This window comes from Glaciimonas sp. GG7 (assembly GCF_052976905.1).
Window position 1 is genome coordinate 113,028 of the sequence record NZ_JBRIIQ010000002.1, and the last position, 12,297, is coordinate 125,324.

The following is a 12,297-nucleotide window of genomic DNA, read 5'->3' on the forward strand; positions in this document are numbered from 1 at the left end:
AGCAAAATCGGTAGCAGAATCATAGCGGAATATACCGAGCGTAAAGCAATCATCCGAAATAGCCTGTATTTCCATAGCGTACTGACGCACAGGCTGTGCTAAATTTTGTGCTCAACTTAATCACTCAACATGGACGCACTATTTATGCGGACGACCCTTCTTACATACCGACTCCGCATCCAGCGCTTGTTACATTTTTCGCAAAGCCATTCGATGCTGTTATGGGCGGTGGTCGTTGGTTTTCTCGGGGCGTTGGCAACCATCGTTTTTCGTGAGGCCATCACCGGCTTGCAATTATTGTTGACCGGGCAGAGCGGTAGTTTTGTGGCGATTGCCAAAAGCTTGCCCTGGTACTGGCGGGTAATATTACCGACCGCAGGCGGCGTGGTCGCCGGTGCGATTCTGTTGCTGGCGAACCGCATGCCTTCACCACCGGCGTCCGATTATATGGAGGCGGTGGCGATTGGCGACGGCAAAATTCCGGTGCGCCATAGTCTGTTACGCAGCTTGTCGTCGCTTGCCACGATAGTGTCTGGCGGCTCGATCGGGCGGGAAGGGTCGATGGTGCAATTGGCGGCATTGGCGGCCTCGCTGCTTGGCCGTGTGACGTATTTTGAGCCGGGTCGCTTGCGTTTGCTGGTGGCTTGCGGCGCAGCAGCGGGGATTACGTCGGCGTACAACGCACCGATTGCCGGGGCATTTTTTGTCACCGAGATCGTGCTTGGTGCGATTGTGATGGAGAGTTTTGGGCCTATCGTGGTCGCCTCTGTTGTCGCCAATATCACCATGCGCGCCTTGCCCGGCTATAAACCAGCCTATGAAATGCCGGCGTTTCCGACGATTACCGGGGGCGAAATCGCGCTCTTCGTGGTGCTCGGTATCCTCGCCGGTCTCGCCGCACCGCAGTTTCTGCGCTTACTGAATTTTTCCAAAGCCCAATTCCAAAAGACCGGTTTGCCATTGCCTTGGCGCTTAGGACTGGGCGGTTTGATCGTTGGTCTGATGTCGGTTTGGGTACCGGAGGTCTGGGGCAATGGCTATAGCGTCGTCAACGATTTACTGCATACGCCTTGGGTTTGGTGGAGCGTTATTTTGATCACGGTGGCAAAGGTGGTGGCGACGGCAATGACGATCGGCTCTGGCGCGGTTGGCGGGGTATTTACGCCGACCTTGTTTGTCGGTGCGGCGATGGGGTTTTTATTCGGTCTGGCAGTCCACGCTTTGATACCCGGGGCCAGTTCGGCACCGTTTGCGTATGCGATTGTGGGAATGGGCGCATTTTTGGCGGCGGCCACCAGCGCGCCTTTAATGGCGATTTTGATGATCTTTGAGATGACCTTGAGCTATCAGGTCATGCTGCCGCTGATGTTGTCTTGCGTGGTGGCGTATTTTATTGCGCGTAGTCTGAACGGGGCATCGATGTACAACATCACCCTCACACGCAATCAGGATGCGCAGGAAAGGATGCGCTTGCGCGGAATTCATATGAGCGATCTGATTCGCCCGGCAGATACGGTGTTGCCGATGGATGCACCGTTTGATGAGATTAGTCGTTTGTTTTTAAAGTATCCGGTGAAATATATTTATATCGTGAATGCCGACAACCACTATTGCGGCGTGGTGGCACTGCAGGATATTACGTCGGCATTATTAAATAAGACCGTGGATAAGGGGGATACAGAACAGCGGGTTGCGGCGGATTTTTTACGACGCGAATTCTTGCATGTGATCACGCCCGAAATGTCGCTGGGCATGGCCTTAGAACTGTTTCTCGATCATCAGGGTGAACGTTTGCCGATCGTGCGTAGTCATGCTGAGCCGGTGTTGTTGGGGGCGATTTTTAAGAGTGCGCTGCTGGAGGCGTATTTCCGGCTCGATAGCGTAAAAACGCAGGCGTTGTAAGAACTCCGCTTAAATTGGGTATATCTGCCATCCGGCCCTCGGAATTGTTAAAATGCGGGTCTTCTCCATTGCAAAGCGGTTATTTGGGCTAGTTGTCCAGACATGCAAGCTTGTATTAACAAACAATTGGCAGGTAATTAATAAATATGCTGCCAATATATTGTTGGAATCACCCTTACCAAGATCGATATTTTTATGCTGAGTTACCGCCACGCTTTCCATGCAGGCAATCATGCCGACGTGCTCAAGCATCTCGTGACTATCCAATTGCTCGATTATCTCGGTCAAAAAGACACCGCTTACACAGTCATTGACACCCACGCCGGAGCCGGTGTGTACGCTTTGGATGGCGGTTATGCCTCCAAAAATGCCGAATTCGAAACAGGGATCAGCCGTCTCTGGGGCCGCAAGGATTTACCACCTGCGCTGGCTGAGTACGTCAATGTCGTGCGCAAGCTCAATCCCGACGGCAAATTACGCTTTTATCCCGGCTCGCCGTATTGCGCTGATGTGACGATGCGTGAGCAGGATCGCTTGCGTTTGTTTGAGTTACATCCGAGCGATGCCAAGATACTGACGGACAATTTCCGCAAACTCGACGCCCAGCGTGCACGCACCAGCAGTCGCGGTAAGCGCGTGATGATTACGCAAGGCAATGGTTTTGTCGGACTCAAGGCATTGTTGCCGCCGCCATCCCGGCGCGGTCTGGTGCTGATCGATCCGCCATATGAAGTTAAAGACGATTACCGTCATGTCAAAAATACGCTGGAAGATGCGCTGTTGCGCTTTTCGACCGGAACGTACGCGGTCTGGTATCCGGTATTGAATCGCATGGAATCGCGTCAAATGCCGGAAAAATTGAAACGTTTGAAGGCCAACGGCTGGCTCAATGTGACGCTGACCGTCAAGACGCCATCGCCGGACGGGTTTGGCTTGCATAGCAGCGGGATGTTTGTTCTCAATCCACCGTTCACGCTGGAGCCATTGCTCAAAGAATTGATGCCCTATCTGGTCAAGACGCTGGGTACCGACTCTGGCGCAGGCTTTACGCTGGAATCCGGCGCGACGGCGGCGGTGAACACCGGGACGCGACGGGTTTAACCAAAAATGCGGTGCGGAGGCTGCTCAGTCCAGCCGCATCGCCACCCGTTTTTCCAATAAACTCAGCCAGCGTTCCCCGCATTCGGCATCGCTGATACATAGTGCATAGTCGGTCACCGTGCGGGCAGCACGTTCAAGCAGCTGAATATCTGCCTCATGCTGACGCGCAACATGCGGGTCTTCCAGAAACAGCACGCGGCGACATTGCTGGCGATCCAGTATCAACTCGGCAATCTGGGCATCCCCGCCCATCGGCCCACTTAAAAACGGCTTCACCCAGTTTCGTCCGGCTTCTTCCCCTTTTATTTTTTGCGCCAACTTGTTGAGCAAGCTGCCGGTAGTGCCGGTGGCGCAGCGAAATGCAAATTTGTCTAGCAGAGCGAAGTTGCGCTCGGCAATATCGAGCATCCGTTCTTTCATGGCGTCGTGCGCAATCATGGCGATTCCCTCATTGGTCAGATCGAAGGTTGCATCGAGCCGTGCATCGGGCGCTGCGCCTTTTGCTATCGATTCAAGCTCCAGCCATTCGCGCGCGCCTGCCAGGGTCGATAAAAACGGCTTACCGTGAATCACGCATTGGCGTTTGAGGGCCACCGCTTCAGGAAAAGTAGACGATGGATCGACCGGGTCCATCAGATAAATGACCGCATCCAACGTGCGCGTCGGATCGCTGTCAACGACGCGTGAAACCAGCTTCATCAAGCCGCCCTGACGGCCATACGGAAAGCGCTCCACATGCGGGTAGCCAGGCAGCAGGTCAAGCTGGCCCATCGCATCAAGCGTACGGCCGACAACGATGAGTTCGGGCTGTAAATGGATTTCAATCGCGGCGCGGCTACCGTTAAGTAGCTGTGCCAGCGCTGACTGTGGAGTGTCCTGATGGGTCCGGCTGGAGGCTAGGCCGATACGGTAACGGCGTGCATTATTTAGGGACATGGGTGGGGGAAATCCAAATTGGAAGGATAGCAAAATCGCACTACAATACTAAGTATGAATAAAGCCTTTGTCAAAGAGTCTGATGGCGATGACGACGATCTGGAATTTGGATTGCCGCCCATCCCTGCTGGCACTAAAAATTACATGACGCCAGCCGGTCACGCACGCATGAAAGCCGAGCTGTTGGATTTGATCGATAACGCCCGGCCGGAAGTGGTACGCATTGTTTCCTGGGCGGCTTCTAACGGGGACCGCTCTGAGAATGGCGACTATATTTACGGTAAACGTCGGCTGCGTGAAATCGACCGGCGGATTCGGTTTCTGACTAAACGTCTGGACCTGGCCGAAATCGTCGATCCGAGCGTGCATCATGGCCGCGATCAGATTTTTTTCGGTGCCACGGTGACGTATCAAAATCAGGCTGGAGAAGAACACACCATCACCATCGTCGGAATCGATGAGCTTGATCCCTTGCATGGAAAAATCAGCTGGATTTCGCCCGTTGCACGGGCGCTGACCAAAGCCCACGATGGTGAGTCGGTCACCTTGATGACTCCGGCCGGGCTCGATGAACTGAGTATATTGAGCGTGAATTATCCTGCACCAGAAGCATAATATTTGCGGTAAAGACAAGGCAAATACAAAGCTCAATACACCCCTCCGAAGATCGGCTCCGATCTTCCATCATTGCGCTCAATTTTTCAAATTGCGCATTTTAATGCGCTGGAATTATGCATAATTTTTTCTTCTGGCGTGGAAGTAATTCGCCAAATGAACAAATAAATGTAGCCAAAAGACAACGTCATGAGGATGAAATATTTATTCTTTAGCATGCCTCCTTTTCCAGGGGAGTCGCCATGAATGTTTTAAGTTTCAAGCCAGCTACTGCGCATATCACGCCGTTTACTGTCAATGTTTTGCGTGCTATCGCAGTGTTGTGTATGGCAGCCCCAGTTGCCGGTTTTGCGCAGCAAGTCACCGATCTTGGCGCTGTCAGCGCTGCTGATGGATCAGGTGCTGCTGATGCTGTAGCGCGTGTTCCGGCTGCTGCCAAAAATGCGCCTTCGCAGGGTTCATTGACAGCGCGCTCGGCCCAATCGGAGGTCAGTGATGCATTCATCCGTAACTACACATCCCCTATCGCCGACTTCAGTCAAGTGATTCAAATGACGCCAGGCGTCTACAGTTACAGCCCGAACGGTCCGGCGCTGGGCGACACCAAGACCTACTTCCGCGGCTTTCAGGATGGCGACTATTCGATTACTTTCGATGGCATTCCATTTCAGGATACGAATAGCCCTACCCACCATACCTGGGCATTTTTTCCAGCCCAGTTTATCGGCGGCGCAGTGGTTGATCGCAGCCCCGGTTCGGCGTCCACGATTGGCCCGGCAAATTTCGGTGGTTCCATCAATTTACTGTCACGGATTCTCGATCCGCAACAACGCACCAGTGTGACCGGATCGTACGGGACCTGGAATACTTCGTTGATTGGTGTTGAGCATGAGACCGGACAGATTGGAGCAGATGGTTCGTCCAATTTGCTGTTCAATGTCCATGAAATGAAGTCCGACGGCTACCAGACCTACAACAAACAAAAGCGCGACGCTATTTCGTTGAAATATCAGTTTGCGATTACTGATAACACTGCGCTGACCTTGTTCGCATCGTCCATCGATCTGCACTCGAATACGCCAAATGTCAAAGGACCGACTCGGGCGCAAGTGGCCCAGTTTGGCGACAACTATCTGATGAGCAACGATCCGAAGCAGGCGAATTACTACGGCTACAATTTTTACCACGTCACGTCAGATTTCGAGTACCTCGGTCTGACGTCGAATCTGGGCAACGGCTGGAAGCTCGATGACAAGCTCTATACCTACGCATATCACAATCAGCAAAACTACAACGGCACCACCATCACGACCACCAGCGGTACCGACAAGCTCAATGCTTATCGCACCTACGGTAACTTGCTGCGCTTGAGTCAGGAGTCCGGCATGGGGACTTTCCGTACCGGTTTATGGTCGGAATATGCAGATACCAAGCGCTACCAGATCCCATCCGATCCGCGTACCTGGATCGATGCCGTTCTGCCTAATTTCCATGAGACATTTAAAACGACAACCTTGCAGCCGTTTGCTGAGTATGAATTCAACGTCACCAACGATTTGAAGATCACGCCGGGCATCAAATACGCATCGTATCGTCAGGATTTCACCCAGTTTGCAGACAATGGAAAATCAGTCGGTAATCTCGGTGGCGCGCCGAGCATCTCGCATGCCGCGACCTATAGTTCAGTATTACCGTCGCTCGACGTGCATTACACATTGCAGAAAAACTGGTCGGCTTATGCGCAATACGCAACCGGTAATGAGATCCCCCCGACGAACGTTTTCGACGTTAAAAACGCGAATGTCACAGTCTTGCCTGCATCGATCAAAACCAAGACTTTTCAGATCGGTACTGTATGGAAATCTGACGGTTTTACACTCGACTTTGACGCGTACCACATCAAGTTCGATAACGCGTATTCCTCCAACACCGACACTAGCGGCAATACAACGTTTTATGCCAACGGCACCTCGGTTACCCAAGGTATTGAAGCCGAAAGCAATATCATTTTGGGCGGCGGCTTTAACTTGTACGTCAACGGCACCTACGGCAGCGCCAAGTATTCCAGCGGTCTGTGGGTCGCCAGCGCACCGAGCGACACTGAAACATTGGGGTTGAGCTATGAGCAGGGCGGATGGAATCTGGGTTGGTTTACCAAGCGGGTTGGAAAAATGTACAACGACAACGGTGGTATCCATCAAGCCGTCTCTATCGATCCTTTCCTCTTGTCTAACCTGTTCGTCAACTACACCTTGAAGAATCCGGTGAGTTGGGCCAAGCAGGCCAAGATCCAGTTGGGTGTTAACAATCTGTTTGACAAGCACAGCATCGTTGGCGTCACTCCAGCGAGCACGAAGACCTCAGTTCCAGCGCCGGGTGACCAACTGACGTTGCTACCTGCACGTAGCACTGCGTTGACGCTGACCATCGATTTCTAATGCAATTAATCGGTTAATCAATACACAGGAGAGCCGGTTGGGTTCTCCTGTGCATTATTCGAAGTGCGCTCATTACTCACTATTTTATATATGAATATTTCTCATTTATTTGAACTTGCCAACGATTCCGGCGGCACACTGTATCTGATGCTTGTGCTCATGTTGGTGGCCTTGACCGTCATCATTGAACGCACCCGGCATCTATCGAATATGCAACAAGGCGGCGAGAAGTTAATCGCGATGCTAAAAAAAGAAAACGCACAGCTACAGCAAATATCGGTGCCGAAAAAACTCTCAAAACTGCCGCATGTCCATCTATTCAATGTCTTACAGAAAGAGCCTGTGAATACAGACCGAGCGACCTTCGGCGGCCATCTGGAAGAGGCGATCATGCACGAAGTACCGATTCTGGATCGCTCTTTGTGGGTACTCGATACCGTCATTACGCTGGCGCCCTTGTTGGGGTTGTTTGGCACCATTATCGGTATGTTCAATGCGTTTCATGTGCTGGGGGATGCGCAAAATGGCGCGGCGCAAATTACCGGCGGCATCGCAGAAGCGCTCATCGCGACGGCTTCGGGCCTGTTGATTGCTATGATCGGACTGGTATTTTTCAATGCTTTGCATACTCGGGTGCGGGTAGTGGTGCATCAGTTGGAGACGATCAAGATCATGTTGGTCAATCGCCACGAGAAGTTCGCAGTGCAGTTGGCTTCTGGCGATGGTACGCATGTGAAGTCGATCACCATGCCAGCGAGGGCTTGAGATGCGCTATCTTGAAACACGCAAGGCCAGAATCGAGATCATTCCGATGATCGATATCATGCTGTTCTTGCTGGTCTTTTTCGCGATGCTGACGTTGCGCATGATTCCGACTTCGGGTCATGTCACCAAATTGCCGACCAGTTCTACTGCCGTCACTATGCCGCCGCCAAAGTTGTTGGTAGAGATTGCACCAGACGGCGCGTTGCTAGTTGAAAATCACACGTTGTCAACAACGCAGCTAACCGCGTTGCTGCGTCAGCGCGACAGTGCAAAAACCTCAGTCACCATAGCCGGCAACCAGACCGCTTCGCTGCAACAGGTGATGGAAGTGATTGATGCGATTCGCAACGGTGGTGCCAGCGAAATCGGTCTTGCCACGCGCAATGCCAGCGGTAAGTAAGGCACGCCATGTCTGCACGCACTCGCCGTTTTCCTCTGCAAGCGTTCGGCCTCGCCATCTTGACTGAGGCTGCCCTGGTGTCCATTGTCTGTGCCATCCTGATCGCTGCGCCGGCGAAACCTGCGCTGTCTGAACCTGTGCCGATCACGTTGTTAAGTGAGGATAAGCCGCAGCCGGAAGCCGTGCCAGTGGCCTCGCCGAAACCACCTGCACCAACGCCGAAACCTCAGCCCAAAACAAAGGTCGCTGCAATTAAACCGCAGCCGAAAATCCCACAGCCAGCGCCAGCGACAGCGTCTACTGACCCTTTGCCGATTGCGCAAACGCCAACTGAATTCACTGAACCGGCATCTCCGCCATCACCACCGATGCCGCCTCCGGCGTCAAGCGGGAAGGGAGATCCGAGTCTCGCCTACGCGGCCAAGGTACGTGCCGCAGTGCAGGCTGCAGTTGCATACCCACCGGCAGCAGCAGCGTTGCACTTTACTGGGCGGGTTCGATTGGAATTTCAATTGCGCGATACTGTTCCCACGCAAGCGCGGGTGATGACTTCAAGTGGAATTGGGATGATAGACCGGGCTGCGCTGCAATCGGTCCAGAGTGCACAATATCCGGAACCGCCGTCAGACTTGCGAGGTAGCGATCGTTTATATCAGGTGTGGGTTGAGTTCACGCGCTAGTTTGTATCGGCATTGCCGTCTTGTACAAATTGGGTCAGCGATGTCATGATGTTTTTCCGTCTTTTTTAACGTTAACAATTGAAGGTCATTATGCGCAAACTTTACGCATCGCTCTTGTTCTGCTTCGTCGCCGCTTCCAGCATAATCAGTGCACCTGTGGAGGCGAAGGGTGATAAGCCTCAGCCGTACATCTCTGCAAGCGATATCGATTTAATCAAGCTTCTGCCACCGCCACCGGCCAACGATTCTGCTCAGACCAAGGCGGAGCTTGGTAAGGTGTTGGTCATGCAAGTGACCCGCACACCGGAAATGGCGGCACGCGCGCAAGCTGATGCGGTGGAAAATATCTGGCGTTTTGCCGATGTTGTGGGGCCGACATTTACAGCCGAGAAACTGCCAAAAGTGGCTGCTTTTTTTGGACGCGTGGTGAGTTCGGAGGGTGCGGTTGTGGATGTGTCCAAAGAATTTTGGCAGCGTCCGCGTCCGTATCAATATAGCGACCTGGTCAAGCCGGTGGTCAAAATGACGGCATCCGGTTCCTATCCATCAGGGCATGCGACGGGCGGGACTTTAATGGGTATCGTCCTGGCAAATATGCTGCCTGAAAAACGCGCCGAGATCATGGCGCGCGCACGAGAGTATGCGGATAATCGTATTGTCGGCGGTGCACATTATCCGTCAGACATTGAGGCCGGGCGTATTGTCGGTACTTTGATCGCTGCTAACCTGATGACGCGGGATGACTTTAAGGCGGACTTTGCGGCGGCTAAAATTGAGTTGCGCAATGAATTGGGTTTGCGTCAGGAGCCGGTCGGTCGGTGAATGTATTGGTGTTTTGAAATAACAATCGGCGGTCTAGAAATTGTTTCTGAGACCGCCGATTATTGTATGGAGTGTTGCTAATTAGCCAACTCTATCGTTTCTGATATTGCTGATTCCCAAACAAAATAGCCCGTGCCGTGTCGTCCGTTAATGGCTTGCGCAAATTGGACAATACCTCTACACCGCGTTGTACAGCAGGGCGTTCACTGATGATGTCGAACCATTTATGCAAATGCGGGTAATCACTCAGTTCAACGCCTTGATTTTTCCATGAGCGTAGCCACGGGAAGGTAGCGATATCTGCAATCGTGTATTCGCTGCCAGCCAGGTAGGTGTGCTCAGAAAGTTGCTTATCGATGACGCCATAGATACGTTTGGCTTCGTTGGTGTAGCGATCAACGGCATAAGCGATTTTTTCTGGTGCGTAAATGCGGAAGTGATGCGCCTGTCCTAGCATTGGCCCTACGCCACCCATCTGAAACATCAGCCATTCGAGCGTCTTAAATTTTTCACGATCGGTGTTGCCGAGGAATTGGCCTGTTTTACTGGCCAGATACAGCAGAATCGCGCCGGACTCAAACAGCGATATAGGTTTGCCGTCAGGACCATGATCATCAACGATGGCGGGTATTTTATTGTTGGGTGAGATCGATAGAAAATCCGGATCAAACTGGCCCCCAGCGCCAATGTCGACAGCATGCGCGCGATAAGGCAAGCCGCATTCTTCCAGCATGATATGTACTTTGTGGCCGTTGGGAGTGGCCCAGCTATAGACGTCGATCATCAATATTTCCTTTGTGGGTGGGAAGATAAATGTGGCATTGCAGGATTGTCAGATGGTGATTAAGCGTTGTAATGCATGCTGCAAGGTCTGATCCTGTTTAGCAAAACAGAAACGGACGATCCCTGATTGGCGCGGGGTTGCGTAAAAAGCCGATACGGGAATTGCAGCTACGCCGATTTCGCTCGTCAGCCAAGTAGCGAACTCAACTTCGCTGACCGAAGAAATCGTCGAGTAATCGACGCACTGAAAATAAGTGCCATCGGACGGCAAGAGTGTGAAGCGCGAAGCTTGCAGACCTGCGCGGAACAAATCCCGCTTACGCTGATAAAAAGCGGGCAGCTCCAGATACGGCGCAGGGTTTTGCATGTACTGCGCAATGCCATGTTGGACCGGCGTGTTGACCGTAAAAACATTGTATTGGTGCACCTTGCGGAATTCTGCCATGAGCGCAGCGGGGGCCGCGACGAAGCCGATTTTCCATCCAGTGACGTGGTAGGTTTTGCCGAAACTGGAGACGATAAATGCCCGTGCCGCCAGCTCCGGGTGACGGCTGATAGATTCATGCACTAGTCCGTCATAGATCATGTGTTCATATACCTCATCAGACAGGATCAGCATATCCGTGCCGCGCACGATATCGGCCAGCGCGGCAATATCGGTTGCGCGTAGCACGCTGCCTGTAGGATTGTGGGGCGAGTTGACCATGATCAATCGCGTGCGCGGACTAACCGCTGCGGCGACTTGGCCCCACGGCACGGCATAACCGTTAGCGCCCAGTGTCATTTGGACGAATACGGGTTTGCCTCCGGCCAATTCGATCGCCGGGACGTAACTGTCATAGGCCGGTTCGATGACGATGACTTCATCGCCTGGATGCACGGCGCACATAATTGCGGTTAGCAAGCCTTGGGTGGCTCCAGCCGTGACCGTAATTTCGGTGACCGGATCGTAGCTGTGTCCGTATAGTTGTTTGACTTTGTCGGCGATGACGATACGCAGTGAGGGCACCCCGACCATGGGCGGATATTGATTCAGGCCATTTTTCATGGCGTCGCTCACGGCATCAATGAGGACCGGATCGCAGTTGAAGTCGGGAAAACCTTGCCCAAGATTGACGGCGTTCTTTTCACTGGCGAGCGCTGACATGGTGGTGAAAATGGTGGTTCCTACGGCTGGCAACTTGGATTTTAAGTTGAGGGCTGGCGCGGCTGATATGGCGACATTGGGCTGGTTAGTCATGTTTATGTATAGCGCTCTGGAGGTGAGAAGTGCGGCAATGAAGGTTGATTTTTCAACGAACGAACATTTTAGCGGTTTGTTGCCGATGCCACAAAGGACGCTCTTTTAAGCTGCTGGAGTGCTCCAGGCCTGCGGAGAAACAATATTAAAAATCCCTATTTTCGCAGTTTTACGGGCTAGTTTAAGGAGGGCCTTGTCTTTTGTAATCAGCGTGCTTGCATCTGCGCCGAGGGCTAGTTCCAGAAACTTCTGATCATCCGCGTCCGAGCAAATCGGCAAGCGTACGTCTGTGCGTGGGGATAGCGTGGCCGGATCCAGTATTTTTATCAGCGCATCGAATTCCGCATTAATAGCGGGGCGTGTCTCATCACTGATAGGTAAGTGTGAATAATGTAAAACCCGCTGCCATTCCGTGCGGCAATCGGCGCGTGTGACTGCTTCAATTGCACCAGATTGGAGAGCGGTCATCAGTACCGCCCAGCGCGGGTCCCGGAATACAAACAAATCCAGACATACATTCGTGTCGATTACTATGCGCTTCTGTATCATTGGGCAAATTTCTTTTCTGTATGTTTATAGGATTTATGCAAAATCGCCCCAGTGGGGTTATGTTTT

General features: G+C 52.5%; 13 protein-coding genes. 8 read left to right on the plus strand and 5 right to left on the minus strand.

Features of this window, described 5'->3' with window-relative positions:
• The first annotated feature begins 144 nt into the window (after positions 1-144).
• Positions 145-1,902: a ClcB-like voltage-gated chloride channel protein gene (locus tag ACVBEF_RS01630; RefSeq protein WP_447122198.1), complete on the plus strand. Its 1,758-nt coding sequence runs from the start codon at positions 145-147 to the stop codon at positions 1,900-1,902.
• A gap of 9 nt (positions 1,903-1,911) precedes the next feature.
• Here the strand turns inward: ACVBEF_RS01630 and ACVBEF_RS01635 are convergent, their stop codons facing one another.
• Complete coding sequence (locus ACVBEF_RS01635; RefSeq protein WP_447122213.1) at positions 1,912-2,154, minus strand: hypothetical protein; 243 nt, start codon at positions 2,152-2,154, stop codon at positions 1,912-1,914.
• On the opposite strand from ACVBEF_RS01635, the gene ACVBEF_RS01640 reads away from it, so the two are divergent.
• Positions 2,098-3,003 carry a 23S rRNA (adenine(2030)-N(6))-methyltransferase RlmJ gene (locus ACVBEF_RS01640; protein WP_447122199.1) on the plus strand — a complete coding sequence of 302 codons (906 nt, stop codon included), beginning with the start codon at positions 2,098-2,100 and terminating at the stop codon, positions 3,001-3,003. The two genes, ACVBEF_RS01635 and ACVBEF_RS01640, sit on opposite strands and share 57 nt — an antisense overlap.
• A 24-nt stretch (positions 3,004-3,027) precedes the next feature.
• Here ACVBEF_RS01640 and ACVBEF_RS01645 read toward each other — a convergent pair whose 3' ends face one another.
• On the minus strand, positions 3,028-3,939 hold the full coding sequence (locus ACVBEF_RS01645; RefSeq protein ID WP_447122200.1) for a methylglyoxal synthase: 912 nt from the start codon (positions 3,937-3,939) through the stop codon (positions 3,028-3,030).
• A gap of 54 nt (positions 3,940-3,993) precedes the next feature.
• Here ACVBEF_RS01645 and greB point away from each other — a divergent pair, with 54 nt between their 5' ends.
• From greB to ACVBEF_RS01675, 6 genes are all read left to right on the plus strand, one after another.
• A complete protein-coding gene (gene greB / locus ACVBEF_RS01650) occupies positions 3,994-4,554 on the plus strand; it encodes a transcription elongation factor GreB (RefSeq protein WP_447122201.1) in 561 nt (186 codons plus the stop codon).
• Between the two features lie 242 nt (positions 4,555-4,796).
• On the plus strand, positions 4,797-6,992 hold the full coding sequence (locus ACVBEF_RS01655; protein WP_447122202.1) for a TonB-dependent receptor: 2,196 nt from the start codon (positions 4,797-4,799) through the stop codon (positions 6,990-6,992).
• 90 nt (positions 6,993-7,082) lie between these two features.
• Positions 7,083-7,757: a MotA/TolQ/ExbB proton channel family protein gene (locus tag ACVBEF_RS01660; RefSeq protein ID WP_447122203.1), complete on the plus strand. Its 675-nt coding sequence runs from the start codon at positions 7,083-7,085 to the stop codon at positions 7,755-7,757.
• Between the two features lies 1 nt (position 7,758).
• Positions 7,759-8,157, plus strand: a complete 399-nt coding sequence (locus ACVBEF_RS01665) for an ExbD/TolR family protein (protein ID WP_447122204.1) — start codon at positions 7,759-7,761, stop codon at positions 8,155-8,157.
• An 8-nt stretch (positions 8,158-8,165) separates the two neighbouring features.
• Complete coding sequence (locus ACVBEF_RS01670; protein WP_447122205.1) at positions 8,166-8,837, plus strand: TonB family protein; 672 nt, start codon at positions 8,166-8,168, stop codon at positions 8,835-8,837.
• Positions 8,838-8,927: 90 nt separating this feature from the next.
• Complete coding sequence (locus tag ACVBEF_RS01675) at positions 8,928-9,659, plus strand: acid phosphatase (RefSeq protein ID WP_447122206.1); 732 nt, start codon at positions 8,928-8,930, stop codon at positions 9,657-9,659.
• Between the two features lie 91 nt (positions 9,660-9,750).
• Here the strand turns inward: ACVBEF_RS01675 and ACVBEF_RS01680 are convergent, their stop codons facing one another.
• From ACVBEF_RS01680 to ACVBEF_RS01690, 3 genes are all read right to left on the minus strand, one after another.
• Positions 9,751-10,443: a glutathione binding-like protein gene (locus ACVBEF_RS01680; RefSeq protein ID WP_447122207.1), complete on the minus strand. Its 693-nt coding sequence runs from the start codon at positions 10,441-10,443 to the stop codon at positions 9,751-9,753.
• Between the two features lie 48 nt (positions 10,444-10,491).
• On the minus strand, positions 10,492-11,682 hold the full coding sequence (locus ACVBEF_RS01685; RefSeq protein ID WP_447122208.1) for a pyridoxal phosphate-dependent aminotransferase: 1,191 nt from the start codon (positions 11,680-11,682) through the stop codon (positions 10,492-10,494).
• A gap of 105 nt (positions 11,683-11,787) precedes the next feature.
• A complete protein-coding gene (locus tag ACVBEF_RS01690; RefSeq protein WP_447122209.1) occupies positions 11,788-12,231 on the minus strand; it encodes a putative toxin-antitoxin system toxin component, PIN family in 444 nt (147 codons plus the stop codon).
• Positions 12,232-12,297 lie beyond the last annotated feature (66 nt).

Bases quoted from the DNA above. Each gene is read 5' to 3' on its own strand.
- ACVBEF_RS01630 (WP_447122198.1), top strand. From the start codon at position 145: ATGCGGACGACCCTTCTTACATACCGACTCCGCATCCAGCGCTTGTTA.
- ACVBEF_RS01640 (WP_447122199.1), top strand. From the start codon at position 2,098: ATGCTGAGTTACCGCCACGCTTTCCATGCAGGCAATCATGCCGACGTG.
- ACVBEF_RS01635 (WP_447122213.1), bottom strand. From the start codon at position 2,154: ATGCTTGAGCACGTCGGCATGATTGCCTGCATGGAAAGCGTGGCGGTA.
- ACVBEF_RS01645 (WP_447122200.1), bottom strand. From the start codon at position 3,939: ATGTCCCTAAATAATGCACGCCGTTACCGTATCGGCCTAGCCTCCAGC.
- greB (WP_447122201.1), top strand. From the start codon at position 3,994: ATGAATAAAGCCTTTGTCAAAGAGTCTGATGGCGATGACGACGATCTG.
- ACVBEF_RS01655 (WP_447122202.1), top strand. From the start codon at position 4,797: ATGAATGTTTTAAGTTTCAAGCCAGCTACTGCGCATATCACGCCGTTT.
- ACVBEF_RS01660 (WP_447122203.1), top strand. From the start codon at position 7,083: ATGAATATTTCTCATTTATTTGAACTTGCCAACGATTCCGGCGGCACA.
- ACVBEF_RS01665 (WP_447122204.1), top strand. From the start codon at position 7,759: ATGCGCTATCTTGAAACACGCAAGGCCAGAATCGAGATCATTCCGATG.
- ACVBEF_RS01670 (WP_447122205.1), top strand. From the start codon at position 8,166: ATGTCTGCACGCACTCGCCGTTTTCCTCTGCAAGCGTTCGGCCTCGCC.
- ACVBEF_RS01675 (WP_447122206.1), top strand. From the start codon at position 8,928: ATGCGCAAACTTTACGCATCGCTCTTGTTCTGCTTCGTCGCCGCTTCC.
- ACVBEF_RS01680 (WP_447122207.1), bottom strand. From the start codon at position 10,443: ATGATCGACGTCTATAGCTGGGCCACTCCCAACGGCCACAAAGTACAT.
- ACVBEF_RS01685 (WP_447122208.1), bottom strand. From the start codon at position 11,682: ATGACTAACCAGCCCAATGTCGCCATATCAGCCGCGCCAGCCCTCAAC.
- ACVBEF_RS01690 (WP_447122209.1), bottom strand. From the start codon at position 12,231: ATGATACAGAAGCGCATAGTAATCGACACGAATGTATGTCTGGATTTG.